General features: G+C 55.8%; 20 protein-coding genes. 13 read left to right on the top strand and 7 right to left on the bottom strand.

Annotated elements, in window-relative coordinates; translation table 11 throughout:
• Positions 1 to 315 precede the first annotated feature (315 nt).
• Positions 316 to 2,118: an alpha-glucosidase gene (locus SERAS12_RS11360; RefSeq protein WP_013812787.1), complete on the bottom strand. Its 1,803-nt coding sequence runs from the start codon at positions 2,116 to 2,118 to the stop codon at positions 316 to 318.
• Positions 2,119 to 2,511: 393 nt separating this feature from the next.
• Positions 2,512 to 3,216 carry a GntR family transcriptional regulator gene (locus tag SERAS12_RS11355; protein WP_013812786.1) on the bottom strand — a complete coding sequence of 235 codons (705 nt, stop codon included), beginning with the start codon at positions 3,214 to 3,216 and terminating at the stop codon, positions 2,512 to 2,514.
• 302 nt (positions 3,217 to 3,518) lie between these two features.
• Between SERAS12_RS11355 and SERAS12_RS11350 the strand changes: the two genes are divergently transcribed.
• Both SERAS12_RS11350 and SERAS12_RS11345 read left to right on the top strand, forming a co-directional pair.
• Positions 3,519 to 5,177, top strand: coding sequence for an alpha-glucoside-specific PTS transporter subunit IIBC (locus tag SERAS12_RS11350; protein ID WP_013812785.1), 1,659 nt, complete (start codon positions 3,519 to 3,521; stop codon positions 5,175 to 5,177).
• Positions 5,174 to 6,499: a 6-phospho-alpha-glucosidase gene (locus SERAS12_RS11345; protein ID WP_013812784.1), complete on the top strand. Its 1,326-nt coding sequence runs from the start codon at positions 5,174 to 5,176 to the stop codon at positions 6,497 to 6,499. Before SERAS12_RS11350 ends, SERAS12_RS11345 begins: the two co-directional genes overlap by 4 nt.
• A 76-nt stretch (positions 6,500 to 6,575) precedes the next feature.
• On the opposite strand, the gene xdhC is transcribed toward SERAS12_RS11345, so the two are convergent.
• The 4 genes from xdhC to guaD are packed head-to-tail and all read right to left on the bottom strand — an operon-like array spanning position 6,576 to position 12,489.
• Positions 6,576 to 7,352, bottom strand: coding sequence for a xanthine dehydrogenase accessory protein XdhC (gene xdhC / locus SERAS12_RS11340; protein WP_013812783.1), 777 nt, complete (start codon positions 7,350 to 7,352; stop codon positions 6,576 to 6,578).
• Positions 7,336 to 9,738: a xanthine dehydrogenase molybdopterin binding subunit gene (gene xdhB / locus SERAS12_RS11335; protein ID WP_013812782.1), complete on the bottom strand. Its 2,403-nt coding sequence runs from the start codon at positions 9,736 to 9,738 to the stop codon at positions 7,336 to 7,338. The genes xdhC and xdhB overlap by 17 nt, the downstream gene beginning before the upstream one ends.
• Positions 9,731 to 11,161 carry a xanthine dehydrogenase small subunit gene (gene xdhA, locus SERAS12_RS11330; RefSeq protein WP_013812781.1) on the bottom strand — a complete coding sequence of 477 codons (1,431 nt, stop codon included), beginning with the start codon at positions 11,159 to 11,161 and terminating at the stop codon, positions 9,731 to 9,733. Before xdhA ends, xdhB begins: the two co-directional genes overlap by 8 nt.
• Complete coding sequence (guaD, locus tag SERAS12_RS11325; protein WP_013812780.1) at positions 11,158 to 12,489, bottom strand: guanine deaminase; 1,332 nt, start codon at positions 12,487 to 12,489, stop codon at positions 11,158 to 11,160. Before guaD ends, xdhA begins: the two co-directional genes overlap by 4 nt.
• Positions 12,490 to 13,149: 660 nt before the next feature.
• On the opposite strand from guaD, the gene SERAS12_RS11320 reads away from it, so the two are divergent.
• Positions 13,150 to 14,580: a fibronectin type III domain-containing protein gene (locus tag SERAS12_RS11320; protein ID WP_013812779.1), complete on the top strand. Its 1,431-nt coding sequence runs from the start codon at positions 13,150 to 13,152 to the stop codon at positions 14,578 to 14,580.
• 60 nt (positions 14,581 to 14,640) lie between these two features.
• Positions 14,641 to 15,987, top strand: coding sequence for a lytic polysaccharide monooxygenase (locus SERAS12_RS11315; protein WP_013812778.1), 1,347 nt, complete (start codon positions 14,641 to 14,643; stop codon positions 15,985 to 15,987).
• Positions 15,988 to 16,254: 267 nt separating this feature from the next.
• Here SERAS12_RS11315 and SERAS12_RS11310 read toward each other — a convergent pair whose 3' ends face one another.
• On the bottom strand, positions 16,255 to 17,427 hold the full coding sequence (locus SERAS12_RS11310) for an ROK family transcriptional regulator (RefSeq protein WP_013812776.1): 1,173 nt from the start codon (positions 17,425 to 17,427) through the stop codon (positions 16,255 to 16,257).
• 101 nt (positions 17,428 to 17,528) lie between these two features.
• On the opposite strand from SERAS12_RS11310, the gene SERAS12_RS11305 reads away from it, so the two are divergent.
• The 9 genes from SERAS12_RS11305 (at position 17,529) to ydfG (ending at position 26,885) form a co-directional block, all read left to right on the top strand.
• Positions 17,529 to 18,779, top strand: coding sequence for an extracellular solute-binding protein (locus tag SERAS12_RS11305; RefSeq protein WP_013812775.1), 1,251 nt, complete (start codon positions 17,529 to 17,531; stop codon positions 18,777 to 18,779).
• Positions 18,780 to 18,788: 9 nt separating this feature from the next.
• Positions 18,789 to 19,697, top strand: coding sequence for a carbohydrate ABC transporter permease (locus SERAS12_RS11300; RefSeq protein ID WP_013812774.1), 909 nt, complete (start codon positions 18,789 to 18,791; stop codon positions 19,695 to 19,697).
• On the top strand, positions 19,687 to 20,526 hold the full coding sequence (locus SERAS12_RS11295; RefSeq protein WP_013812773.1) for a carbohydrate ABC transporter permease: 840 nt from the start codon (positions 19,687 to 19,689) through the stop codon (positions 20,524 to 20,526). The genes SERAS12_RS11300 and SERAS12_RS11295 overlap by 11 nt, the downstream gene beginning before the upstream one ends.
• Positions 20,527 to 20,547: 21 nt before the next feature.
• Positions 20,548 to 21,501, top strand: a complete 954-nt coding sequence (locus tag SERAS12_RS11290) for a carbohydrate kinase family protein (RefSeq protein WP_013812772.1) — start codon at positions 20,548 to 20,550, stop codon at positions 21,499 to 21,501.
• Positions 21,501 to 22,580: an ABC transporter ATP-binding protein gene (locus tag SERAS12_RS11285; RefSeq protein WP_013812771.1), complete on the top strand. Its 1,080-nt coding sequence runs from the start codon at positions 21,501 to 21,503 to the stop codon at positions 22,578 to 22,580. The genes SERAS12_RS11290 and SERAS12_RS11285 overlap by 1 nt, the downstream gene beginning before the upstream one ends.
• Positions 22,581 to 22,800: 220 nt before the next feature.
• Positions 22,801 to 24,255, top strand: coding sequence for an MFS transporter (locus SERAS12_RS11280; RefSeq protein WP_013812770.1), 1,455 nt, complete (start codon positions 22,801 to 22,803; stop codon positions 24,253 to 24,255).
• 3 nt (positions 24,256 to 24,258) lie between these two features.
• Complete coding sequence (locus SERAS12_RS11275) at positions 24,259 to 25,317, top strand: aldo/keto reductase (RefSeq protein WP_013812769.1); 1,059 nt, start codon at positions 24,259 to 24,261, stop codon at positions 25,315 to 25,317.
• A 98-nt stretch (positions 25,318 to 25,415) separates the two neighbouring features.
• Positions 25,416 to 25,937 carry a GNAT family N-acetyltransferase gene (locus SERAS12_RS11270; protein WP_013812768.1) on the top strand — a complete coding sequence of 174 codons (522 nt, stop codon included), beginning with the start codon at positions 25,416 to 25,418 and terminating at the stop codon, positions 25,935 to 25,937.
• A 198-nt stretch (positions 25,938 to 26,135) separates the two neighbouring features.
• Positions 26,136 to 26,885, top strand: a complete 750-nt coding sequence (ydfG, locus tag SERAS12_RS11265; RefSeq protein ID WP_006325026.1) for a bifunctional NADP-dependent 3-hydroxy acid dehydrogenase/3-hydroxypropionate dehydrogenase YdfG — start codon at positions 26,136 to 26,138, stop codon at positions 26,883 to 26,885.
• The last annotated feature ends 7 nt before the right edge of the window (positions 26,886 to 26,892 follow it).

Genomic DNA, 26,892 nt, shown 5'->3' with positions numbered 1-26,892 from the left:
AAGCGAGATTGTTCATTAGCAATGTGCTCGCACCCACGAGAAGCTGACTGGCTCGCCGGCATTGCCCCACAAGCCCTCAAACCCCGGTCTTCGTTTGCGCGCAACGGCCAGGCATCTGAGGATAAACGCGGTTTATCGCGTTCGGGTGACGGCAGAGCCTCGACGGAGAATCTTGCCTTTTAAAAAAGCATATAGCTCACGGTGGTAGCCTCCTGCTTTATCTTTGCCAGCCCTATTTTGCGCTAAAAAAACCGGCATAAAATGCCGGTTTTAATAGTTTCAATATATTTACATTATTTGGCGTGACTATGAGATTTATTGATTTAGTTTATAAACCCCTGACTGCCATGGTTTTAGCTCGAGTAATGAATCATTCTTTTTCACCACGTTTTTGCTGTTGCTGTCTATAATCACTTTCTCAATGGATAAATTATCCGGTAATTTATATCTCATCATTTGCTCCTTGAAGTTAACAACAACAAGATATTTTTCCGCCCCAAGGCTGCGTGTATAGGCGTAGACCGAATCATTTGCAGGATCCAAATCGGTGTATGTACCATAGGTCAGTGCCGGGATGTCATGCCTTATCTTGATCAACTGACGATAATAGTTAAATACTGAGTCGGGTTGTGTGACTTGACTTACTGCATTGATTTCCTGGTAGTTTGGGTTGACCTTGAACCAAGGTTTTCCGCTCGTGAATCCTGCATTTTTGCTCCCATCCCATTGGAACGGCGTCCGGCTGTTATCCCTGCTCGTCAGGCGTACATTTTGCAAGAACTCGTCGGCTTTGACCTTTCCTGTCTCAACGTAGTCATGCCAAAAACCTTTCACCTCAATATCATCGAATTCATCAATAGCTTTAAACGGGTAATTGGTCATGCCCAATTCTGAACCTTGATAAATAAAAGGTGTTGCTCGTTGAGTCAGCGTCAAGGTTGCAAGCGCCTTAGCCGATGGCTCACGCCATTGTGGGCGATCATCGCCAAAGTGCGAGACAGCGCGCGGATTGTCGTGGTTATCCAAGAAGAAGGCATTCCAACCATATTCTCCTGCAGTACGGTCAACGTTATCGATGATCTGCCGGAATTGCGACAATTTCCAATCTTTTCGACGCCATCTTTGATCAGAGTCTCGATCGAGTCTGATTAAGTCAAAGGTAAATGCAATGTTCAGCTCATCACGGCGGCGATCGAAGAACTTTATCGATTGATCCAAGGGTACGCCAAAGATTTCACCGGCAGTCGCAATGTCGTAATGAGACAAGACCTCTTTATTCATTTCATTGACGTAACGATGAATATTAGGGCCCTTGGTATACTCCGCTGCAAAATTCTTCAGCTGTTGTTGGGTGAGATTTGGGAAATCCGGAATTTTTGAGTAGGTCGCTACCGTATCAAAACGTAAACCAGACACGCCTTTATCTAACCAGAAACGTAACATTGTATAAAGATCTTGACGGACTTTGGGGTTATCCCAGTTTAGGTCAGGCTGTTGTTTAGCAAAATAGTGCAGGTAGTATTGATTGGTCTTTTCATCTTTTTGCCACGCCGAGCCACCAAAGAATGAAGGGTAATTATTAGGCGCCTGCCCTTCTTTAGCATCTTTCCAGAAATAATAGCCGCGATAAGGATTATCCTTACTGCTTTTACTTTTAACAAACCATTCGTTTTGATCGCTGGTGTGGTTGATGACCACATCAATCATCAACCGCATATTCCGTTTTTTCATTTCAGAAATCAGGCGGTCAAAATCCTCCATCGTGCCATATTCTTTCATGATTTTTCGATAATCACGTATATCGTAACCATTATCCGTGTTCGGAGAATCATAATGTGGGTTGATCCAAATGGCATCAATCCCCAAGGCTTTTAGATAGTCTAATTTTTCTATGATGCCGTTAATATCCCCGATACCATCTCCGTTGGTGTCTTTAAAGGAACGCGGATATACCTGATAAAAAACAGCCTCCTTCCACCATTTAGGTATGGTTTTCGACTGTTCGATACTCTTTTCGTTAAGCAAGGGTTGTTGCGTACCGAAGGCTTGCTGGCATGAGATGCATAATGATGTGGTTAGAAAAATCGCTAGTGCAGTTTTCAATCCTTGACGGGGCATTACAATACTCTCCTGTTTCTTATTCGAAAAATAAACCTAATTCAATGTTTCCCCTGACATTTAAATATTTAACTGTTAATTTATTAATTTAATACTGATTAATTTTCAGTATCTAATAGAAGCTTTTTAATTATGTTCCCGAACAATGACTGGGTAAAGTAAATATAAGGCATTGGCATTTTTTAAGTGATATTCGTTTTAAATCAGCTGTTTTTTAGCATACTTTGCTAAACCGTGTTAGCAAGAGGGCTACGAACGCTCTAAACCACTATTAATTTGCGATAACAAAAAACATTTTCATGTTATCTTGCGGGAAATTCCGTTAATCAACGTGATGATTAGATTGGAAATTATTGCAATTGCCATACAGTAGAAATGTAGCCCCTTCGACCGCTATTTATTCCTCTTCAAATGGTAGTCCACGTGGTATTCATTGGCATTTCTGAATATCACCGAATAGTTGATATAGTCGCCGGTATCACTGTAAGAAAGCGATGTCAGGCGCAGCAGCGGCGTGCCTTCGGCAACGTGCAGTAGCGCGCCGATCGTGCTGTCTGCCAAGATCGGGCTGAAGCTTTCGTAATTCCCTGCGATATTGATATGGCATTCGTCTTCTATATACGAAAACTTTGAACCCTCCAGATGTGCGACTGAGAGGTTGCCAAATAACCTGCCAGGCATGTAACTGTCTTCCAGCACCACAGGCTTCCCTTCCACAAACCTTACGCGACGCGAATAGTAAATGCGTTCATCGGCCTTGATTCGCAGCTGGCTGGCGATGGCTGGGGGGGCTCCCATCATTCGAAACTCCAGCACCTCGCTCACCGTGGGGCGGCCCAGTTCTTTCATCAGTTCTGAAAACCCCATCAGCCCACGAGTTTCATGTTGGAGATCTTTCTGCGCGACGAAGGTTCCGCTGCCGTGACAGCGACGTACCAGCCCCCATTCAATCAGTAAATTTACCGCTTTGCGGAGTGTCATCCTCGATACAGAAAATTCGGCAGCCAGACGTTTCTCACTGGGTAAAGCATCGCCGATAGCAAAATCAGCAGAATTGATACGTATTCTCAGACGTTCAGCAAGCGTTTTGTAGATCACTTGAAGACCTCTTTATCCCTAAATGAATCCTGATAACCGCGCAACAAAAAGAGGTTACCGCACTGTAAAACCTGAAATTTATTTGGCTATTCCTCTGGCTATTTTTTCCTTGATCACTTTAATGTATACAAATCGCCATAAAAGTAGACCACTTCACCGAAGGAGAAAACATGAATGCGATCACAAAATGATTAATAGTTTTGCGACCTTTTTTTTCAAAGTCCCTACTCTTTGAATGGAAAATAAAATCAGTTAAAACGAAATAATAAAAAATCTGACCCGGAAAAATATGAGGAGTATTTATGCTCAGTCAAATTCAACGTTTTGGTGGTGCAATGTTTACACCTGTGTTGCTGTTTCCGTTTGCGGGAATGGTGGTGGGCATTGCAATCATGCTTCAGAATCCTATGTTTCTCGGGGATTCACTCACCGCACCTGGCAGTCTTTTCGCACAAATTGTTCATATTATAGAAGAAGGTGGTTGGACTGTTTTCCGCAACATGCCACTGATTTTCGCGGTCGGCCTGCCCATCGGGCTGGCGAAACATGCACAAGGTCGCGCCTGCCTGGCGGCACTGGTCAGCTTTATGACCTGGAATTATTTAATTAACGCAATGGGATTAACATGGGGCGATTATTTTGGCGTTGATTTTAACGTTGATCCCGGAGGACACAGCGGACTGACGATGATCGCCGGAATTAAAACTATCGATACCAGTATTATTGGTGCAATTATCATTTCAGGCATCGTCACCTCAATACACAATCATTTATTTGATAAACAACTTCCTGTATTCCTCGGTATTTTTCAGGGCAGCTCCTTCGTGGTCATCGTCGGATTTCTGTTGATGATCCCTTGCGCGTGGCTGACGCTGCTGGTGTGGCCGAAAGTGCAGGCCGGCATTCTCTCGATGCAACACTTTATGTTGATCTCCGGTTCTCTCGGCGTATGGGTGTATACCTTCCTGGAACGCATTCTGATCCCTACCGGATTGCATCACTTCATCTATGGCCCGTTTATCTTCGGTCCGGCAGCTGTCGAAGGCGGAATTCAGGTTTACTGGGCACAGCACTTGCAGGTATTCAGCGAGAGCACAGAGCCGCTGAAAGTCTTATTCCCGCAAGGCGGATTCGCGCTGCAAGGTAACTCGAAAGTTTTCGGATCGGTCGGTATTGCGATGGCGATCTACGCCACCGCCGCACCGGAAAATCGCGTCAAGGTGGCAGGGCTGTTGATCCCGGCGACGCTGACCGCCTTACTTGTCGGTATTACCGAACCCCTTGAGTTCACCTTTCTCTTCATCTCGCCACTGCTGTTTGCCATACATGCGTTACTCGCCGCCACAGTGGCGACGCTGATGTACATGGCAGGCGTGGTCGGCAACATGGGCGGTGGACTACTGGACCAGTTCCTGCCGCAAAACTGGATCCCGATGTATCACAATCACGCCTCGATGATGTTCACCCAGATTGCTATCGGGCTGGTATTCACCGGCATCTGGTTCCTGGTATTCCGTACGCTAATCCTGCGTCTTAACCTGAAAACACCGGGGCGTGAAGATAGCGAAATCAAACTCTACAGTAAGGCTGACTATCAGGCGCAGAAAAATCCGTCGGGCCGCACCAGCGACATCCCGGCACCCTCTTCAGCACAAGCCCAGGCGGTGGGTTATCTACATGCACTCGGCGGCAACGGCAATATTGTCAACCTCAACAACTGCGCGACGCGGCTGCGTATCACGCTCGGCGACATGACGCTGACGCAAAGTGACGACATCTTCAAAGCCTTGGGCGCACATGGCGTGGTACGGCGCGGCAACGGCATTCAGATCATCGTGGGCCTGCACGTTCCTCAGGTTAGGGACCAGATAGAAACGCTGATGAAGCAAGATGCTTTCACACCATCATCCATATCCGGGGAGAGTTCCCCGGCAAAAACATCCATTACGGAGGCAGTATGAAGAAGAAATTCTCAGTAGTCGTGGCTGGCGGCGGCAGCACATTTACACCTGGTATCGTATTGATGTTACTGGCGAATCTGGAAAGATTTCCGCTGCGTTCCATCAAGTTTTATGACAACGATGGCGCACGTCAGGAAATTGTGGCCGAAGCGTGCAAGGTGATCCTCAAAGAGCAGGCGCCGGACATTGAATTCGCCTATACCACAGATCCGAAAACGGCCTTTAGCGATGTCGATTTTGTCATGGCGCATATCCGTGTCGGTAAATATCCGATGCGCGAAAAAGACGAAAAAATTCCCCTGCGTCATGGTGTCGTAGGACAGGAAACCTGTGGACCTGGCGGTATCGCTTACGGCATGCGCTCCATCGGCGGCGTACTGGAAATCGTCGATTACATGGAGAAATATTCCCCGGACGCCTGGATGCTGAATTACTCGAATCCGGCCGCAATTGTGGCGGAAGCGACGCGCCGTTTACGCCCGAGTTCCAAGATCCTCAACATCTGCGATATGCCGATCGGCATTGAAGGACGCATGGCGCAGATTGTCGGGCTGAAATCGCGTAAAGAAATGCAGGTGCGTTATTACGGACTGAATCACTTTGGCTGGTGGACGTCGATTGAAGATTTGCAGGGTAACGATCTGATGCCCAAAATCCGCGAACATGTGGCTAAACACGGCTATGTACCGCCAACCGACGAGCCGGGTGTTGAGGCCAGTTGGAATGATACCTTCGCCAAAGCGAAAGATGTCTGGGCGTTAGATCCGTCTACGTTCCCGAACACCTACCTGAAATATTACCTGTTCCCGGACTATGTCGTGGCGCATTCCAATCCGGAACATACCCGCGCCAATGAGGTGATGGAGCACCGAGAAAAACACGTTTTCAGTTCCTGCGCTGCGATTACCAAAGCGGGGAAATCTTCCGCCGGCGAACTGGAGATTGATGAACACGCGTCTTACATCGTTGACCTGGCAACCGCCATCGCATTCAACACTCAGGCAAGAATGTTGCTGATTGTGCCGAATCAGGGCGCCATCAACAATTTTGATCCGGAAGCGATGGTTGAAATTCCGTGTCTCGTCGGTAGCAACGGGCCGGAACCGCTGACTGTCGGTAAGATCCCGTTGTTCCAGCAGGGGTTGATGAGCCAGCAGGTGGCGGTTGAAAAACTGGTGGTCGAAGCCTGGATTGAGAAGTCCTATCTGAAACTGTGGCAGGCGATAACGCTCTCGAAAACCGTGCCGAGTGCTTCCGTCGCTAAAGCCATTCTGGACGATCTGCTCGAAGCCAATAAAGACTACTGGCCAGAACTGAAGTGATTTGACGATTCTTACCTGTGGCGGCGCAACCTTCGGGGGGCGCCCACACAATGTTCAAAAACAAACCGCCGCGGTTTTAGCCCCGTTCCCCCCTCCCGTAACAAGCAATAATCTCCCCGGCCACCGCTACCGCGATCTCCGCAGGCAGTTTGCCTTTGACGTCGGGCAAGCCCAGCGGGCAACGCATGGCGGCAATAGCCTGTTCGCTGATGCCGCGTTGGCCAAGTTTGTATTCGAAGCGTTTACGCTTGGTCAGTGAACCAATAAGGCCGAAATAACCGACATCGCCACGGCGTAGAATGCGCTCCGCCAGCGCCAGATCCAGTGCGTGATCGTGGGTCATCACGATGAAATAACTGCCTGGCGGCATGGCATCGACGATCTCCAGCGGCTCATCGCAAATCTCTTGCTGTACTCCCGGCGGCATCGCCACAGGGAACTCCGCCGCACGGCCATCTACCCAACGCACCCGGCACGGCAAGGTGGCGAGAATGTTCACCAGCGCACGGCCCACATGCCCGGCGCCAAACAGCGCGATTTGCGGGCGCGGCGGGATCAAGGGCTCGAACAACACGCTGGTGGTTCCGCCGCAACACTGGCCCAGCCGCGCCGCCAGCGGGAAACGCTCCAGCCGCAGGGTCGCCTCGCCCTGTTGCAACATCTCACGCGCAATCGCCAGCGCCTGGAACTCCAGGTGGCCGCCGCCGATGGTATTGACCGCCCGTTCGGCGGTCACCAGCATTTTGGTGCCGCGGTTACGCGGCGTGGAACCCAGTTCGTCTACCAGCGTCACCAGCACGCAGGGCTCGCCGCGCCTGCGCAGTTCCGCCAGCACCTCAATCCATTCGTCCATCGCCGTTCTCCCGCGTCAACTCAGTGACAATGTCACTGGATAGCATCTGTTGTACGCCCCACAGCACCCGTTCCGGCGTGGCCGGCGCGTCGATGTTGGGCTGCAGGCGGTAATCCGCCAGGCTGGCAACCGCATCCTTGATCGCACACCAAACCGAGATCCCCAGCATAAACGGCGGCTCCCCCACCGCTTTGGAATGGAACACCGTATCCTCCGGGTTTTTGCGGTTTTCCAGCAGCGTGACGCGCAGGTCGGCGGGCACATCGCCAATCGCCGGAATTTTGTAGCTGGCCGGGCCGTTGGTCAGCAGCTTGCCCTGTTCATCCCACACCAGTTCTTCGCTGGTCAGCCAGCCCATACCCTGCACAAAGCCGCCCTCAACCTGGCCGATGTCGATAGCCGGGTTCAGCGAGTCGCCCACGTCGTGCAGAATATCGGCGCGTAGCAGTTTGTACTCGCCGGTCAAGGTGTCGATCAACACCTCCGCGCAAGCCGCGCCGTAGGCAAAGTAATAGAACGGGTGGCCGCTGGCCTTGTCGCGATCGTAGAAAATCTTCGGCGTGCGGTAATAGCCGGTGCTGGCGAGCGAAACCTGATTGAAATACGCCTGCTCGACCACCTGCTCGAAGCTGAAATAACGCTCACCCACCCTGACCTGGCCGTTGCTGAAGGCAATTTGCCCGGCGCTGACCTGGTGCTGTGTGATCAGCATGTCGATCAACCGCTGTTTAATGATTAGCGCCGCATTCTCCGCCGCCTTGCCATTCAAATCGGTACCGGATGACGCTGCCGTCGGCGAGGTATTCGGCACCTTGCCGGTATCGGTGGCGGTGATCTGAATGCGTTCAATATCCACCTGGAACACTTCGGCGACTATCTGCGCCACCTTGGTGTTCAGCCCCTGGCCCATCTCGGTGCCGCCGTGGTTGAGCTGAATGCTGCCGTCGGTGTAAACCAGCACCAGCGCACCGGCCTGGTTGAGAAAGCTGGCGGTAAAAGAGATGCCGAACTTCACCGGCGTCAGCGCCAGCCCTTTTTTCAGGATCGGGTTCTCGGCGTTGAAACGGCGGATAGCCTCGCGCCGTGCCTGATAATCCGCGCTGTGTTCCAGTTCGGCGGTCATTTCCTGCAGCAGGTTCTGCTCCACCGGCTGGTGGTAATGGGTGATGTTGCGTTGCTCCTTGCCGTAATAATTGGTCTTGCGCACCGCCAGCGGATCGAGCGCCAGATAGCGCGCAATATGGTCCATGATCTGCTCAATCGCCATCATACCCTGCGGCCCGCCAAAGCCGCGATAGGCGGTATTGGACGCGATATGGGTTTTGCAGCGGTGGCCGGTAATCAACACATCTTGCAGAAAATAGGCGTTGTCGGCGTGGAACATGGCGCGATCGACAATAGATCCGGAGAGATCGAGCGAATAGCCGCAGTTGCCGGCCAGGTCGATCTTGATTCCGTTCAGTAACCCGCCGTCGTCAAAGCCAACGTCATAGTGGATATAAAACGGGTGGCGCTTGCCGGTGATCAGCATGTCGTCATGGCGATTGAGGCGCATTTTGACCGGCCGCCCGGTCAGGTGCGCCACCACCGCACACAGGCACGCCGGGCCGGCAGCCTGGGTTTCCTTGCCGCCGAAGCCGCCGCCCATGCGGCGCATATCGAGAGTGATCTTGTGCATCGGCAAATTGAGCACCGAGGCCACCAGTTTTTGGATTTCGGTCGGGTTCTGGGTGGAGGAATACACCAGCATGCCTCCGTCCTCGGCGGGCATCACTGACGCGATCTGGGTCTCCAGATAAAAATGCTCCTGGCCACCGACGTGCAACTCGCCCTGAAGGCGGTGCAAAGCCCGCGCCAGCGCGCCGTCGGCGTCCCCGCGCCGATGATGGTGCGCTTCCTGCACCACAAAACCTTCGCGCAGCGATTGCGTCACGTCCAGCCGCGCCGGCAGATCCTGATACTCCACCTTCACCGCCTGCGCCGCCCGCCAGGCGATCTCCGGGTCTTCTGCCGCCACCACCGCGATCACCTGCCCAACGTACTCCACCGTCTCCTTCGCCAGCAGCGGATCGCCGTGGGTCAGCGGCGCAATATCCAGTTCCCCCGGCACGTCCTGCCAGGTGATCACCCGCACCACGCCGGGGAAGGCGTAACAGGCCGACAAATCCAGTTTGATGATGCGCGCATGCGCCCGCTCACTCAGCTTTGCCGCCAGATGCAGCTGGTTTGGGAACTCCAGCCGATCGTCAATGTATTGCGCCTCGCCGCTGACGTGTTTGTCGGCGCTTTCATGTTTGCGACTCCGGCCTACTCCACTGGTTAACGGCTGGCGGAAACGTTCGGCCAGCTGTTCCTGCGTCACGTCAATGCGTTTGTTATTACTCATAAGCCGTCACCTCGATCGCCAACTGCGGCGCGGTCAGCGCAATGAAATAGCGGCGCAGCAGGTTTTGCGCCACCAGCAGGCGATAACCGCTGCTGGCGCGAAAATCGCTGAGCGGCGTAAAGTCCTGCGCCAATGCCTGCACCGCACGTTCAACGGTGGCGCGCCGCCAGGGCTGCCCCACCAGTTGCTGCTCACATAGCAAGGCGCGTTTTGGCGTCGCCGCCATGCCGCCAAATGCCAACCGGGCACTGCGAATAATGCCGTGTTCTATCCCCAGGTTAAAGGCGCCGCACACCGCCGAAATATCGTCCTCCAGCCGTTTGGATACTTTCCAGGCGCGGAAATCCGCCGGAGCGGTGGCCGGGAGCACGATACTTTCGATAAACTCCCCCGGTTGCAGCGCGGTCTGGCGATATCCCAGGAAGAAATCGTTTAATGGCAACTCACGCCGCGTATCGCCGCAGCGCAGGTTCAGCATCGCATCCAGCGCCAGCAGCATGGGTGCGCCGTCGCCAATCGGCGAGGCATTGGCGATATTGCCCCCCAGGGTGCCCTGGTTGCGGATCTGCTGCGAGGCAAAACGCGCCAGCAGCTCACCGAAGGCCGGGTGATATTTTTCCAGCAGCGGATACAGGTCGCTCAGCGCCGCACCGGCACCGATCGTCAACCGTTCGTCCTGCCAACTGACTTGCTTCAACGCCTCAATCTGCCCAATGGCGATCATCAGCGGCACATCCTGGTGACGCTGGGTAACTTCCAGTGCCAGATCGGTGCCGCCGGCCAACAATCTTGCCTGCGGGTGTTGTCGGTACAGTACCGCCAGCTCGTCGATCGTTTGCGGCATCAGGCAGCGTTTGCCCGCCGCTTCCAGCGGCGTCGCTGCGCGGATGGCTTGCAGGCGCTGCAAAGTTTGCCGTTCCCCGCGATCGAAACTGTCCTCGATCTTGACGCCGCAGGCCTGTTGCGCCGCCGCCAGTATCGGCCGGTAGCCGGTGCAACGGCACAGATTGCCCGCCAGCGCCTGCTGCGCCTGTTCACGCTGATACTCCCCACCGTTCTTTTGCAGGCAGAACATCGACATCACAAATCCCGGCGTACAAAAACCGCACTGCGAACCGTGACAATCGACCATCGCCTGCTGCACGCTGTGCAATTGACCATTGTGTTTCAAATCCTCCACCGTGATCAGCTGTTTGCCGTGCAGCGAGCTGACAAACGTCAGGCAGGCATTGACGCTGCGGTAGCGCAACTGCCCGCCTTCCGGCTCGGCCAATACGACGGTGCAGGCGCCGCAGTCACCGGAGGCACAGCCTTCTTTGGTGCCGCAACGGCCCAGGTTGCGGCGCAGATAGTTCAGCACCGTGGTATTGGGATCGAGCGCGCTTTCACTTTTTAGCGTTTGATTAAGCAGGAACTGGATCATGCTGCCTCCTGGTGCGCGGCCGCGCGATAAACCACTTTGCCGTCAACGTAGGTGCGATAAACGTTGCGATCGTCCCCCAGCGTCATCAGCAAGAACAACTGGTCCGCCAGTTCGCGGCTGTTTTCATGACGCAGCTTCTGCAGCGGCGACACCGCGGGATCCAACACCACAAAATCAGCCTCTTTACCGACGTCGAAGTTACCGATTTTATCGTCCAGCGCCAACGCGCGCGCACCGCCCAAGGTAGCGTGATAGAAGGCTTCGCAGGCGGAGAGTTTATAGCGCTGCAACTGGCCGATCTTGTAAGCCTCGCCCAGCGTTTGCAGCATATTGAAGGTGGTGCCTGCGCCAACATCGGTGCCGATGCCCAGCTTCACCTGCTTCTGCCAGGCTTTTTGCAGATTGAACAGCCCGCTGCCGAGAAACAGGTTGGAGGTCGGGCAGAAAGCGATCGCCGAACCGGTCTGGCACAGGCAATCCCACTCTTGCTCTTCCAGGTGCAGACAGTGAGCGAATACGCTTTTCTCGCCGGTCAGGCCGTACTGGTGATACACATCCAGATAGCTGAGGCTCTCCGGGAACAACGCTTTCACCCAGGCCACTTCATCCAGGTTCTCGCTCAGGTGGGTGTGCAGCCAGGCATCCGGAAACTCTTCGCGCAGCCGCTGCACCTGCGCCAATAGCGCTGGGGTGCTGGTGGGGGCGAAACGCGGCGTTATCGCATAGCCCAGGCGTTGTTTGCCGTGCCAGCGCTCGATCAGTTCACGCGTTTGCCGGTAGCTTTGCTCCGGGGTTTCCAGCAGTTCATCCGGTGCGTGGCGGTCCATCATCACTTTGCCGGCGATAAGACGCATGTTCAGCGCCGCCGCCTGGCTGAACAACGCGTCAACCGACTGCGGATGTACCGTACCGAACACCAGCGCCGTGGTGGTGCCGTTGCTTAGCAGTTGTTGCAGGAAGAACGCCGACATCTTGCCGGAATGCCGTTCGCAGCAGAACTGGCTTTCGGTCGGGAAAGTGTAGTGTTTCAACCACGCCAACAGTTGATCGCCATAGGCGCCGATCATTTCGGTTTGCGGATAGTGAATATGGGTGTCGATAAACCCCGGCACGATCAGCTTGTCCCGATAATGTGTCACCTCGAAACCGGGCGGCAGCAGCGGTTCACCCTGCTGCCAACTGCCATGCCAAACAATCGCCCCTTCGTTAAGCAGCATTAATCCATCGGGAATATGCCGCAATTGCTCATTCAACTGTTGCGGACTCTCCCCGCAGGCAGCGATATCGAAAAAATTGCCACGAATAGCCGTGGTGAATTGCATGTGCATGTTGCCGTTCCTTTTCTACCGACCCACATACCGCCCCCCGTTGAGTAAACTCAATCCGATGGAATATGTCGGTCTTTTTATCGTTTGCAGATGTTGATTTAAGGATAGCAAAGGGTGTGCCACATGCTGTGGCAATTACCATATTTTCTTTAAAAACAATGCATTGAAATAATAATCATCTATTTTGAAATTCACAAAAAATAATATGGAAAATAAGCAACCGATTGCCTGTGTGTTTAAAAAAAAGGTTGCACCAATGCCGGGCATTGATGCACGTCACCTCAGACAGATGATTCTCACTCCGATGTTATCCAATCGCATTAATACTCACTTAAATCATTCAGATAAAAACAATTTCAAATGGCGATAATTTAATTTCTCAATCATTTGAATCATTAAAAATATTTACAGAATAATGTTGATCAATATCAACATGTGCGTCATTATCGTATGGCTTTATATTAATAAGCGCTATTATGGAAAGGATTCAAAGATTCTCGCAAGCCAAATAAGATAATGCCTCTCACCTAAAAAACAAACGAATTGCAATGAGCTGCGATTGAAAAACGTTATACCCATATTTTATAAGCATGATATGCACATTAACGTTCAATTTTCACACTGAACCATCACGTTGTAATCACATAAGGAAAAGTATTTATGCTTAACCCTACCGTTTTACATCAATATAAAAATAAAACCCGAGATTCCGCGTCACTGATGCCCGATATGTCAGGAAAAAATATCCTGATGGGATTCTGGCATAATTGGGCCCCCGAGCCGGGGCAAGGCTATAAGGGCGGCATGTTCACTGAAATGGCGCTGACCGATATTCCAGTGGAATACAACGTGATAGCCGTGGCCTTTATGAAAGGCAGCGGTATCCCGACGTTCAAGCCCTATCGCTATTCCGATGCGGAATTCAGGCAACAAATCAATGCATTGAATGCACAGGGCCGTGCCGTGCTCATCTCCCTTGGCGGCGCTGACGCACACATTGAGCTCTACGCCGGCCAAGAAGAAATGCTGGCCTATGAATTGATCCGGTTGGTGGAAACCTACGGTTTCGATGGGCTGGATATTGACCTTGAACAATCGGCCATCACCTTTGCAGACAACCGCACGGTTATTCCCGCCGCGTTGCGCATGGTTAAACAGCATTACGCTCTGGAAGGTAAAAACTTTATTATCAGCATGGCCCCGGAATTCCCTTACCTGCGTGACTCCGGCAGTTATCTCGCCTATCTCAAAGCACTCGAAGATATTTACGATTTTATTGCTCCGCAGTATTACAATCAGGGCGGAGATGGCGTTTGGGTCGATGAGCTAAATAAACTGGTTAAACAAGACGACGACGCCATGAAAGAGGATTTTCTTTATTACCTCACCGACAGTCTGGTTCACGGCACCCGTGGTTTCACCTCAATCCCGGCGGATAAATTTATTATCGGGCTACCCGCCAATATTGATGGTGCAGCTAATGGTTATGTTATTAACCCGCAAGACGCCATTAATGCGCTTGAACGCCTGGATAAAGCAGGCAACCCGATCCGTGGCCTGATGACCTGGTCGGTCAGTTGGGATGACGGCGTGAACAAGTCCGGGCAGCCCTATGATTGGGAATTCGTCACGCGTTACGGCTTTTTGACCGACGGCGGCAGCGGCGAGAAACCTTCTGTCCCCGCCAATCTGGTCGCCACGGCGCAAACCCAGAGCAGCATTACCCTGTCCTGGAGCGCCTCCAGCGGTGCCAACCCTATTGCACACTACTCCGTCTTCCGCGATAACCAGAAAATTGCCCAGCCAACGGCAACCCACTTCGTCGACAGCGGATTGGCAGCGGGCACCCAGTATCGTTATACCGTCAGTGCGACCGATACCGGGGGTAATTCCTCCTCAAGCAGCGCACCGCTGTTGGTCAGCACGCTGCCCGGCGCTGCACCACAATGGCGCACAGAGCAATGGTATAACCGTGGCGAGCGCGTCAGCTATGCCGGCAATACCTATTTGTGCATTCAGGAACATACCTCTAACCGATTCTGGCTCCCTTCCCTGGCCGACATGCTTTGGCAGGTCGAAACGCGTCGATAATCTTGTACGGACTTTACTCGCAGAACTATTGATATCTCATTGAATAAATGGAGAAGTAAAATGGCTAACGCACGACGTAATCAACCTCGCCATGGGCATGTGTTTTCCCCCGAATCTCGCGCCATATTCGCCTACCAAGAGGGCAAGCTGACGGATACCGATCCGAGTTCTCTGGAGGCAGGAAAATTCTTCCCCGCCACCGTAGGCGGATTGCATGACCCGATTGCGCCAACCGACGATCTCAGCAATGTCCCGGCGGCGGATGGGCAAATCGCCAGCGGCGGCTGGCCGGGCGCGCTATTCCTCGACGAACCCGGTACCCAATGGCGCAAACATGAGGTCAAAGCGGGCCAGCCCCTCACGGTGTCCTGGGCATACCATGCGCTGCATCTCACGCGCCGCTGGAACTATTTCATCACCAAGGCCGATTGGGATCCGCAACGCAAACTCGCGCGCGACCAGTTCGAATCGGAGCCATTCTATAAAGCAGAGCTGTCCGCTCAACCGCATTGGGATCACCAGGCAGCGTTAACGCCGCCGGAGCCGACAATCCATCAACTGACGCTGCCGGAGAGAAGTGGCTACCATGTGTTGCTCGCCATCTGGGAAGTCGCCAATACCGGCAATGCGTTTTATCAGGTTATCGATCTTAACTTCACCGATGCCGGCGGGAATGAGCGCCCGACCCCTCCGGGCGGCTTGCATGCCCCTCATGTGACCACAAATTCGCTTGAGTTAGCCTGGTCAGCCTCCAATGGTACGCACCCCATCGCCAGCTACTCCGTTTTTTGCAACGGTGACCTGTTGGTGAAACTTGATGCGCCGACGCTCAACTATACTCACAAAAATCTGGCCCCGGACACGAACTACACCTATTTCGTCTCCGCCACGGACAGTGAAAATAATCAATCGCTGCCGGGGAATTCGATCGTGGTTCGCACCCTCAATGAAGGCGGTGAGGACAATCCTCCTACCGCACCTGGCAATTTGCATTCGATGGGCGTCACCGCCGATACCGTGCGTTTGATGTGGTCAGCGTCGACAGGCAGCCATGCACTTAAACATTATTATGTCTATCGCAACGGCATTCAGGTGGGCACCACGTCGCCGACGCAGCATGAATATACGGACGCCGGGCTCAGCGGCGGCACCGAATACCGCTATTTTGTCGCGGCCATAGATGTGCGGGATTACCTGTCCCTGCCCAGCAATGTGTTGATCCTGAGCACCAGCGGCGGTGGCAACATTCCGGAATGGGCGCTCAACACGCGGTATGAAGTGGATGACAAGGTCCGTTATCAGGGGAAAACCTATCAATGCTTACAGGCCCACACCTCAAACGAGGGGTGGAATCCGGCGGAAACCGTCAATATTCTCTGGAAAGAAAGCAGTGCATTAGCACGGTAAGTTAGGTTCACGGCAAAGGCTCCTTTTCAGGAGCCTGAGTTTGATGACAAAGTTGTCTTTGAATCCGAGATACCCGGGCCTAGCGCACCGAGGGGCCATTATGGGACACATCCGTGTGTCCCACCCTGCGGGCCGACATGAAGTCGTTCCAATTTGCTCCCGGCAAATGGGTCGGCGGGCAAGCCGCTACGACCCCTTCGGCACGCTCTCCCTAATAACGGGCTTTGTCAGCAGTCTGAGGCTCCTTTTCAGGAGCCTTTTTTACGGCTATTTCAACAGCACTTCATAACGCGGGTTAAACTCGTCGAACAGCGGCAGCGCCGCCGCCCCCAATGCTGCGGTATCCGCGCCTGTTGTGCCCAACCGCACGCGCAGACCATCGAGGTATTTGCTGCGCACCGAGCGGTGCAAGGGCGCCAATCGTTTGATCAACTGTTCAACAATGCTTTCCGGCATCAGTCCGCCAATAATCACCGCTTCGGCATCGAACATACACTCGACGATGTTGATCGCCTGGCGCAGCGCAGGCACCGCAGAATCCAGCCAGAGGTCGATCTGCGCCTGCGGCAATGCCAGCAGATCCTGCGGCATGGCACGCATCGGATCCAGCCCGCAGCTCTCATAGGCTGCCTGCAGCGAGACGTAGCGCTCAAGGCAACCCTGGTTGCCGCAATAACAAGCCCGCCCACCCGGTTGCACAATCATGTGGCCTATTTCACCAGCATTGTGCGCATGACCGGTATAAATGCGCCCGTCAGTGAAGATCCCCGCCCCGAGGCCAGTGCCGAGATACAGATAAATAAACGAATTGAGCTGCCTGGCCACACCGTGCAGACGTTCGCCGATGGCGGCGACGGTGGCGTCATTCTCCAGCGTCACCGGCAGGCCGCTCTGCGCGTTAAGTTCAGCCACTACATCGATATTTTCCCAGCCGTTGAGGGTGGTCGGCCCAACGGAGGAGATCCCTTCCACGCCAAACGGCCCCGGCATCACCACGCCGATGCCCAGCATTTTTCCCCAAGCCATATCTGGCTGTTGGCGCATTTCTTGCACTACATCACAAATCAGTTTCAAGGTCGCGGCAGGTTGCGGCTTTTGCACCATAATCAGCCGATGGAAACGAACGCTTCCAGACAGATCAACGACAATGATCAGAAGCGACTGGTGGTCCAGATGGATGCCGATGGAATACGCACTGTCTGGATTGAGGGTCAACGGCGTTGCCGGTTGGCCTCTCCCTCCGGCACGGCGTGGCAGGTGCGAGGAGAGAATGCCGGCCTGTTCCAGCTCTGTCGCGATGTTTGAAACGGTTTGCGGCGTCAGTGAGGTCAGCCGGGCGATTTCGGCACGGGTCAATTCGCCGTGCAGACGGATTGCCTCTATCACTACGCGCCGGTTGTGTGCACGAGCATGTTCAAGGTTAGTGCCGGATGTCGTCATAACTGCCTATGCAGAAAGGGAAATCGGTGTTTGCAGTATGGTGCCCTCCATTAAAGCAATCAAATTGATTTAAGAATCTTTTTAACACCGGAGAACGCACCATGAAAAGCCCTATCCGCGCCGCTAAGGCCGCCTGTACTCTGTCTGCCCTGGCGTTTTGCATCTCAAGCGCCTTTGCCGCCCCTACGCAAATCAACGCGCTGTTTATGACCCAGGCGGCTTATAGCGAAAACGATATCCGCGCCATGACCGCCGATTTCACCCAACAGCACCCGGACATCACCGTTAACCTCGAGTTCGTCCCTTACGAAGCGCTGCACGATAAAATCATCGCGGCACGCGGCGCAGGCAGCAACGGCTACGACGTAGTGCTGTTCGACGCCATCTGGCCGGCCGAATTCGTTAAGTTCGGCCTGCTGCAGGATGTCACCTCGCGCATCAGCGCCGACGACAGCGGCAAGATTTTCGACGGCGCCATGACCACCGTCACTTATAAAGACAAGCGCTGGGGAATGCCGTGGATCCTCGATACCAAATACCTGTATTACAACAAAGCCATGCTGGCCAAGGCCGGCATCAGCGCCCCGCCGAAAACCTGGCAGGAACTGGCGCAGCAGGCAGAAATCCTGAAACAGAAAAACGTGGTCAAATATCCGCTGGTGTGGAGTTGGTCACAGGCCGAGGCGCTGGTTTGCGATTACACCACGCTGGTGTCCGCCTTCAAGGGGCAGTTCTTCCAGCAGGGGAAAATCAACTTCTCCACCCCAGGCTCATTACAGGCCGCCAGCTATATGAAAGACACGCTGGACAAGGGGCTGACCAACCCGAACTCGCGCGAATATCTGGAAGAGGACGTGCGCAAAGCCTTCTCTAACGGCGACGCCGCCTTCGCGCTCAACTGGACCTATATGTACAACATGGCCAACGATCCGAAGCAGAGCAAAGTGGCCGGCGATGTCGGCATCGTGCCGGCACCGGGATCGGTTGAGGGCCAGGTTTCCGCCGTCAACGGCTCGATGGGCCTCGGCATCGCCAAGGCCAGCGCCCACCCGGATCAGGCCTGGCAGTACATCAGCTACATGACCTCCCAACCGGTACAGGATAAGTACGCCAAACTGAGCCTGCCGATCTGGAAATCTTCCTACGACGACCCGGCGGTGCAGAAAGACCAGCAACCCTTGATCGCCGCCGCCAAACAGTCGTTGAACGTGATGTTATCGCGCCCTGAAACTGCCGATTACTCACGGCTTTCCAATGGATTGCAGCAAGATTTGCAGCAGATCCTGCAAGGCAAGGTGACGCCGCAAGCGGGCCTGGATGCGGCCACCAAAAGCGCGGCACGGCTGCGTTAAGGGATGACGATGCTCACTTTGCCCCAACGTGAGCGGCGTCAGGCATGGGTGCTGCTGGCACCCATGCTGCTGATGATGCTGCTGTTAACCGCCTGGCCGCTGGGCCGCACCCTGTGGCTGAGCTTTACCGACGCGGCGCTTGTCGGTGACGGTGTAACGCCTGCCTGGGTCGGCGTCGATAACTTTCTGTATGCCCTGACCGACCCGGATTTCCAGGCCGCGCTGTGGCGCACGCTGTATTTCACCGTGGTTTCGGTGGCGTTCGAAGGGGTGATTGGCGTGTTGGTGGCGCTGTTGCTCAACCAGCAATTCCACGGCCGCAACCTGCTGCGGGTGCTGGTGATTTTGCCCTGGGCGCTGCCCACCATCGTCAACGCGACAATGTGGCGGCTGAACTTCAACCCGGATTACGGCAGCATCAATGCGCTGCTGACCCAGCTTGGGGTCATTGACCATTACCGCAGTTGGCTGGGCGATCCCGCCTCGGCGCTGAACGCGGTGATGCTGGCGGATATCTGGAAAAACTACCCGCTGATCACCCTATTGACGCTGGCGGCACTGCAATCTATCCCGGAGGATCTGTACGAGGCGGCCCGACTGGACGGCGCTTCCGCCTGGCGGCGATTCCGTGCCATCACCCTGCCCGCCATTCTGGCCCCGCTGGCGGTGGCGCTGGTGTTACGCACCATCGACGCCTTCAAGGTGTTCGACATCATTTACGTGATGACCCGCGGCGGGCCGATGGACAGCACCAAGACCCTCAGCTTCTTCGTTTATCAGGAATCGTTCAGCTATCTGCGTGCCGGCAGCGGCGCCGCCTACGCCGTGCTGATGACCCTGCTGTGCGGTTTGCTGATCGCACTCTACATGCTGATGCTGTTCCGCCAGCGCCGAAGGAGCCTCGCCGATGAAGCGTAAAATCCGCCTGATACTGCGCTATGGCGCCGCGCTGCTATTGGCGCTGTCGATCCTCGCGCCGATGCTGTGGCTGTTTTTGATGAGCGTCAGTTCCTCCGCCGATCTGACCCGCGTGCCGCTGGAATGGCTGCCGCGCCGCTGGGACTTTTCACGCTACGGCAGCTTGCTGTCGTTGCAGGCCGGCCAGCCTGGGGTACTGTTCCTGCACGCGCTGTTCAATAGCCTGCTGGTGGCCTGCTGCGCCACGCTGATTTCGCTGCTGCTGGCGATCCCGGCGGCGTTCAGCTTCTCACGCTATCCGGGCCGCGACGGCTGGCTGTTCGCCAGTCTGGCGATTTATATGGTGCCGCCGGTCGCCTTCGTGCTGCCGCTGTACTTTATTCTGCAACAGCTGGCGCTGCTGAACACCCATATCGGCCTGGTGCTGGTCTACTGCTCGCTGATCCTGCCGTTTCTCACCTGGATGCTGAAGAATCAGTTCGACGCCCTGCCTATCGATATCGAGCAGGCGGCACGGCTGGATGGGCTGCGTCAGTGGCAGGTGCTGCTGCGCATCACCTTGCCGCTGGCGAAACCGGCGCTCGGGGCCTCGGCGCTGTTCGGCTGGTTGCTGGCCTGGGACGAATTTTTCTACGCGCTGCTGTTTACCAGCAATATTCAGGCCCAGACGCTGCCGGTGACTATCGCCGGTTTCACCGCGGGGCGCGCCACCGATGACGGATTGATCGCCGCAGTCGGCATTTTGGCCGCCATACCGCCACTCTTTATTGCCATTTGGCTGCAAAAAACGCTGGTCAGCGGGTTAACCAGCGGCGGCAGCAAGGGCTGACTTAAAAGGGAAAAAATTCACATGATGAATACCAATACCAAACCCACCCTGTACGTGGTCGGTAATATCAATGTCGACGTGATCATGAGCACCCTGCACCAGTGGCCGCAGAAAGGCACCGAGGCGATGCTGGATCACAGCGAACTGCGCCCCGGCGGCTCGGCCGGCAACTGTGCTCTGGCTTTGGCGGCGCTGGAGACGCCTTATCGGTTGGTGGCCAATCAAGGCAACGACTATTTCAGCCCCTGGCTGGCGCAGCTGTTCCCGGAAAGCTCGCTGTACTGGCCGACCTACAGCTGTGAAACCTCACTGACCTTCGGCGTGACGCACCCCGACAACGAACGCACCTTTTTCAGCAATCAAGGGCACATCACCCGCCTGAGCCAAGATGACGTGCTGCACCAGATCCCGCTGTTCGCCGGCAACGGCGACACCGTACTGTTATGCGGCACCTTCCTGTGCACCACTTTGCTGGCGGATTACCCGGCGCTGCTGCAAACGCTGCGCCAGCGCGGCTACCGCATTGCGGTGGACACCGGCTGGCCGCCGCAGGGCTGGAGCGACGCGCTGCGCGGGCAGATCGCCGACTGGTTGCCGTTCTGCGACATTCTGCTGCTGAATGAAGTGGAAACCTGCGGCATGGCAGGCCATGAAGATCTGTACACCGCCGCCCGCACCCTGAACCGCCAGCAACCGACCGACGCCGCCTGTGTGGTCAAGTGCGGGGCGGACGGCGCGCGCATGTGGTGCGGAGAACGGCTGTTGCAGGCTGCGGCGCACCCGATCAAGGTGGTCGATACCATCGGCGCCGGCGACAGTTTCAACGCCGGGTTCCTGACCGCCGGCCTGCACGGCCATTCGGCCACGGTGGCGCTGCGCTGGGGCATTCGCGCCGCCAGCCACGCCATCAGCAGTTCGCCGCGTCAATACCTGGACTGGAACACCCTGAAAACCTGCGCCGGAGAGATGATCTGATGGCAAGCGTAGAACTGGTGAAAGTCGCCAAATATTATGGCAAACAGCGGGTGCTCAATCCGCTGGATCTGATCATTCCCGACGGCAGCTTTACCGTGCTGGTCGGTCCCTCCGGCTGCGGTAAATCCACGTTGTTGCGGTTGCTGGCCGGGCTGGATACGCTATCCGATGGCGCTATCTTGCTGGATAAACAGAAAATTAACGATCTGGACCCCGCCGATCGCGATATCGCCATGGTGTTTCAGAGCTATGCGCTCTATCCGCACCTGACGGTGGCGGAAAACATGGCGTTTCACATGCAGGTCATGAAAGTCAGCAAAAGCGAACAGCAGAGCAAAGTGCAGCAGGCGGCACGCATTCTGGCGATCGATCACCTGTTGCAGCGCTATCCAAAAGAGCTGTCCGGCGGTCAGCGCCAGCGGGTGGCGATGGGTCGAGCCATGGTGCGCAATCCGAAGGTCTTTCTGTTCGATGAGCCGTTGTCAAACCTCGACGCCCAGTTGCGCATGGAGCTGCGCGCCGAGATAAAATCGCTGCATCAGCAGTTCAAAACCACCACGGTGTACGTCACCCACGACCAGATTGAGGCCATGACGCTGGCCGATCAAATCGTGGTGATGAAAGACGGCAATATCGTGCAACAGGGCCGGCCGCTGGAGATCTACGACGCGCCCGCCAACACCTTTGTGGCGCGCTTTATCGGTTCGCCGCCCATGAACCTGCTGGAGGGTATCGTCACGCCGCGCGGCGATCGCCCCGGCGTAACCTGTGGTGAGCTGTGGCTGCCGCTGCCCGATAAGTGGCGGCAGGCAATTGCGGGCAGTAACGTGATCCTCGGGCTGCGCCCGCATGATTTTCTACTGGTGGAGGTCAGCGAACAGCCGCCCGCCCAGCTTCGACTGATGGAGATCACCGGTGACGTCAGTCTGCTGCACCTGACCTGGGGCGGCTACCGACTGCATGTGCAGTTCAGCGGCCGTATCAATGCAGAAAACGGCCAGCCGCTGTGGCTGGCGCCCAACATCGACGCGATCCACCTGTTCGACGCCGCCAGCGGCCAGCGGCTAAGCGAAAGCTGAGTGTTGATTAGCCTGACTTCGGCCCGAAAAAGCCGGGCTGAAACTGGCTGTTCCCCTCTGCGAGCGCAGATCGCTACGCTCGCTAATCATCACCTGCTTAACCTCTTTTTAACCTGTGTCCGATGCGCTATGCTCGAAAACTCGTCCGGATTACATTTTTTGAAACGGGGTTTCTTGTCATGCCTGCATTCTGTCTGTGCGCCACCCGGCGCGCTTTGCCATGAGCTGGTTTTCACGCGCCGGCGCGCTACCGTTGCTGGTGGCCGGCGCCTTCTTTATGGAAAACCTCGACGGTACGGTGATTGTCACCGCCATGCCGCAGATGGCGGCCGCTTTCGGCGTGCGGGCGGTGGACATGAACATCGGTATTTCCGCTTATATCCTGACGCTGACGGTGTTTATTCCCGCCAGCGGCTGGATCGCCAACCGCTTTGGCGCGCGCAATATCTTTGCCGCCGCAGTGATGATTTTTACCCTGGCCTCGGTGCTGTGTGCCGCCAGCGTTAACCTGCCCACCTTCACCGCTGCCCGTATTCTGCAAGGCTTTGGCGGCGCGCTGATGGTGCCGGTCGGCCGGTTGGTGGTGCTGCGCAATACCGCCAAACCGGACCTGATAAAAGCTATCGCCACCATTACCTGGCCGGGGCTGGTGGCGCCAATCCTTGGCCCGCCGGTCGGCGGTTTTATTACCACCTACGCGTCATGGCACTGGATTTTTCTTCTCAACGTGCCGCTGGGCGTCGCCGCTCTGTGGCTGGCCTGGCGGTTGATCCCACAAGAAACGCCGCAGAAAGGCGTACCGTTTGACGCCATTGGCTTCATGCTGACCGGCATCGCCTGCTTCGGCCTGATGTTCGGCCTGGACCTGATCAATCACCCGCAGCTCTCCTGGCTGGTGCCGGTACTGTGCATCCTCGGCAGCCTGGCGCTGGGCGCGCTGGCGGTGCGCCACGCCAAACGCACCGCGTACCCGTTGATCGATCTGTGGGCAATGCGAATAAAAAGTTACGCCGTCACTATTTGGGGTGGTGCCTTGTTCCGCATCGCCATTGGCGCCGTGCCCTTTTTGCTGCCGCTGCTGTTCCAGATCGGCTTTGGTCTCAACGCCTTCGACGCCGGGCTGCTGGTGCTGGCGGTGTTTGCCGGTAATCTGGCGATGAAGCCTTTTACCTCTGCCGTACTCTATCGTTTCCGTTTTCGCACCACGCTGGTAGTCAATGGGCTGCTGAACGCCGCCACCATTTTTGCCTGTGCGTTGTTGACGCCGCAGACCCCGACCTGGCTGATCGTGGCGTTGCTGTTCGTCAGCGGGTTGACGCGTTCCATGCAGTTCACCGCTCTGAATACGCTGGCGTTCTCCGAAGTGCCGCAGCCGCAGATGGGCGGTGCCAATACCCTGTTCACCGTATCGCAGCAACTGGGCAGCGGCCTGGGCATCGCCATCGGTGCGCTGGCGCTGCGGTTGGCGGAAGTGCTGATACCGCAGTCGGCCGGTCGCCTGCCGCTGGTCGATTTCCAGTTGGCGTTTGGGGTTATCGGCGTTATCGCCCTGTTGGCGGTGGCAGACAGTCTGACGTTGAATCCCGATGCCGGCAGCGAAGTTCGCCGGAAAAAATCCCCTTCGTCGGCACCGGCTGGCGCTGATGAATCCGTGGCAACCAAGGCAAGGAGTTAAACGATGCAATACCGTCAGCTTGGCCATTCCGGCCTGAAAGTTTCGGCGCTGAGTCTCGGCACCATGACCTTTGGCGGCGCAGGCAAATTCGCCAAAACCGGCGATACCGGCGTTGACGAAGCCCGCAGCCAGATAGACCGCTGTATCGACGCCGGCATCAACCTGTTCGATACCGCCGACGTCTATTCCGCCGGCAAGGCGGAAGAGATCCTGGGCCAGGCGCTGGGCAAAAAACGCCAGCAGGTGCTGATCGCCAGCAAGGCGCGCTTCCCGATGGGCGCCGGCCCGAACGACGCGGGGCTGTCTCGCCATCATTTGATCCGCGCTTGCGAAGCCAGCCTGCGGCGGCTAAACACAGATTATCTCGACTTGTACCAACTGCATGAATGGGACGGCCTGACGCCGGTTGAAGAGACCCTGCACGCGCTGGAGCATCTGGTCAGCAGCGGCAAGGTGCGTTACGTCGGCGTGTCCAATTTTTCCGGCTGGCACCTGATGAAACACCTGGGCGCCGCCGAACGTTTGGGCCTGGTGCGCCCGGTCAGCCAGCAGATTCATTACACGCTGCAGGCCCGCGAGGCAGAGTATGAACTGCTGCCGATCGCAGAGGATCAGGGCGTCGGCGTCCTGGTGTGGAGTCCGCTGGCCGGCGGTCTGCTTTCCGGTAAATACCGCCGCAATCAGCCTGCGCCGGAAGGCACCCGTCACCTGGCCAACTGGGGCGAACCACCGGTGCGCGACGAGGAACGGCTGTACGATATCGTCGACGTGCTGGTGGATATCGCCCAATCGCACGGCGTGTCTGCGGCTCAAGTCGCCCTGGCCTGGCTGCTGGCGCGGCCTACCATCACCTCGGTGGTGATCGGTGCTCGCAACGACACCCAACTGCAGGACAACCTGCAAGCGGCCAATCTGCACCTGAATGAGGAGGACTTTCAGCGGCTGGAGGAAGTGAGCCGCCCGCCACTGATTTATCCTTATTGGCACCAGGCCGCCACCGCGCCGGACCGTCTGTCGGAGGCCGACCTGTTGCTGTTGGCACCGCACCTGCCGCAAAAATAAGTCGCATCTGTCGCTAATCAACGTAATATCGATGATCCGCCCCGTTTTGACGGGCGCGGATTTTTTGCCGTTTTGGCCTGAAAAGCGAGGTAATAATAATGATTCACAGTGACCTTTCTCAGTGCCGCCTTAACACCGACCGGTTGTTGATTGCTCCATTTACCGCAGCAGACGCCGACGAGGTTTACCAGGCGATTACCCCTACGCTGACGCGTTTTATGAATTTTGAACCTGAGGAGTCGCCGGAGGCCTTCGCCAACGTCTGGCAAGCCTGGTTACCGCTGATCCGTGAAGGCGAGGAAGTGATTTTTGTTGCCCGTCTGCGCGACGGTAAAGGGTTTGTCGGCATGGGCGGCGCACACGATCTGCACAGCCAAACGCCGGAACTGGGCATTTGGGTGAAAGAGACTCAGCAGGGCCACGGCTATGGCCGCGAAATTGTCCACGCCATGGCGGTCTGGGCCAGTGAGCGTTACCGGCCGCAGCACTTTGTCTACCCGGTGGCCGAGCAAAACACCCCCAGCCGACGCATCGCTGAATCCCTCGGCGGCGTGGCAGCCGGCCGGCGCGAAAACACCAAATACGACTGCGTGGTCTACCACGTCCCGCCACAGCTTTAAGCGTTTTACCGGGCCGCCCCCTTGATCATCGTTTAGCGGCCCGGCCCTTATCCCTTCGTTGCCAACTGACCGAAAACTGCCCGTTTGCCCGCATCGATGACTGTTTTTTACCGCACATGCAGATAACCGCTGCCACTTGATGTGGGATTATGCTAATCCTAATAGCATATAGGGTATAAACACTTGAGGAACAGTCACATGATCATTTTTGTCACGGGCGCCACATCAGGTTTTGGCGAGGCTATCACACGACGTTTTATCCGCGAAGGCCACCAGGTGATTGCCACCGGACGTCGCGTTGAACGTCTGGAAGAGTTGAAAGACGAACTGGGTGACGCGCTGCATATCGTCCGCCTGGACGTGCGCAATCGCGCCGCTATTCAGCAGGTGATCGACGAGTTGCCTGCAACGCTGCGCCAAATCGATGTGCTGGTGAATAACGCCGGTCTGGCGTTGGGCCTGGAACCTGCGCACAGAGCCGACGCCGACGACTGGGATACCATGATCGATACCAACACCAAAGGCCTGGTGAACATGACCCGCGCCCTGCTGCCGGCGATGGTCGAACGCAACATTGGCCATGTGATCAACATCGGCTCAGTCGCCGCCAACTGGCCGTATGCCGGTGGCAACGTTTACGGTGCGACCAAGGCTTTCGTCAAACAGTTCAGCCTGGGTCTGCGGGCCGATCTGCACGGCACGCGCATCCGCGTCACCGACATTGAGCCTGGGCTGGTGGGTGGAACCGAGTTCTCCAACGTGCGCTTCAAAGGCGATGATGGCAAAGTTGACAAGATCTACGACGGCGCCAATGCGCTAACGCCGGAAGATATCGCCGAGTCGGTGTTCTGGGTGGCGACCCTGCCGGCCCACGTCAATATCAATACGCTGGAAATCATGCCGGTCAGCCAGTCCTTCGCCGGGTTGAACATCCACCGCGAGTCCTGATTTTTCC

Source organism: Serratia sp. AS12 (genome assembly GCF_000214195.1).
In the GTDB taxonomy this organism is placed as follows: domain Bacteria; phylum Pseudomonadota; class Gammaproteobacteria; order Enterobacterales; family Enterobacteriaceae; genus Serratia; species Serratia plymuthica.
This window is presented reverse-complemented; position numbering and strand designations above follow the sequence as displayed.

Coding starts and splice junctions, on each gene's coding strand:
- SERAS12_RS11360 (WP_013812787.1), bottom strand. CDS start 2,118: ATGCCCCGTCAAGGATTGAAAACTGCACTAGCGATTTTTCTAACCACA.
- SERAS12_RS11350 (WP_013812785.1), top strand. CDS start 3,519: ATGCTCAGTCAAATTCAACGTTTTGGTGGTGCAATGTTTACACCTGTG.
- SERAS12_RS11345 (WP_013812784.1), top strand. CDS start 5,174: ATGAAGAAGAAATTCTCAGTAGTCGTGGCTGGCGGCGGCAGCACATTT.
- xdhC (WP_013812783.1), bottom strand. CDS start 7,352: ATGGACGAATGGATTGAGGTGCTGGCGGAACTGCGCAGGCGCGGCGAG.
- xdhB (WP_013812782.1), bottom strand. CDS start 9,738: ATGAGTAATAACAAACGCATTGACGTGACGCAGGAACAGCTGGCCGAA.
- xdhA (WP_013812781.1), bottom strand. CDS start 11,161: ATGATCCAGTTCCTGCTTAATCAAACGCTAAAAAGTGAAAGCGCGCTC.
- guaD (WP_013812780.1), bottom strand. CDS start 12,489: ATGCACATGCAATTCACCACGGCTATTCGTGGCAATTTTTTCGATATC.
- SERAS12_RS11320 (WP_013812779.1), top strand. CDS start 13,150: ATGCTTAACCCTACCGTTTTACATCAATATAAAAATAAAACCCGAGAT.
- SERAS12_RS11315 (WP_013812778.1), top strand. CDS start 14,641: ATGGCTAACGCACGACGTAATCAACCTCGCCATGGGCATGTGTTTTCC.
- SERAS12_RS11310 (WP_013812776.1), bottom strand. CDS start 17,427: ATGACGACATCCGGCACTAACCTTGAACATGCTCGTGCACACAACCGG.
- SERAS12_RS11305 (WP_013812775.1), top strand. CDS start 17,529: ATGAAAAGCCCTATCCGCGCCGCTAAGGCCGCCTGTACTCTGTCTGCC.
- SERAS12_RS11300 (WP_013812774.1), top strand. CDS start 18,789: ATGCTCACTTTGCCCCAACGTGAGCGGCGTCAGGCATGGGTGCTGCTG.
- SERAS12_RS11295 (WP_013812773.1), top strand. CDS start 19,687: ATGAAGCGTAAAATCCGCCTGATACTGCGCTATGGCGCCGCGCTGCTA.
- SERAS12_RS11290 (WP_013812772.1), top strand. CDS start 20,548: ATGATGAATACCAATACCAAACCCACCCTGTACGTGGTCGGTAATATC.
- SERAS12_RS11285 (WP_013812771.1), top strand. CDS start 21,501: ATGGCAAGCGTAGAACTGGTGAAAGTCGCCAAATATTATGGCAAACAG.
- SERAS12_RS11280 (WP_013812770.1), top strand. CDS start 22,801: ATGAGCTGGTTTTCACGCGCCGGCGCGCTACCGTTGCTGGTGGCCGGC.
- SERAS12_RS11275 (WP_013812769.1), top strand. CDS start 24,259: ATGCAATACCGTCAGCTTGGCCATTCCGGCCTGAAAGTTTCGGCGCTG.
- SERAS12_RS11270 (WP_013812768.1), top strand. CDS start 25,416: ATGATTCACAGTGACCTTTCTCAGTGCCGCCTTAACACCGACCGGTTG.
- ydfG (WP_006325026.1), top strand. CDS start 26,136: ATGATCATTTTTGTCACGGGCGCCACATCAGGTTTTGGCGAGGCTATC.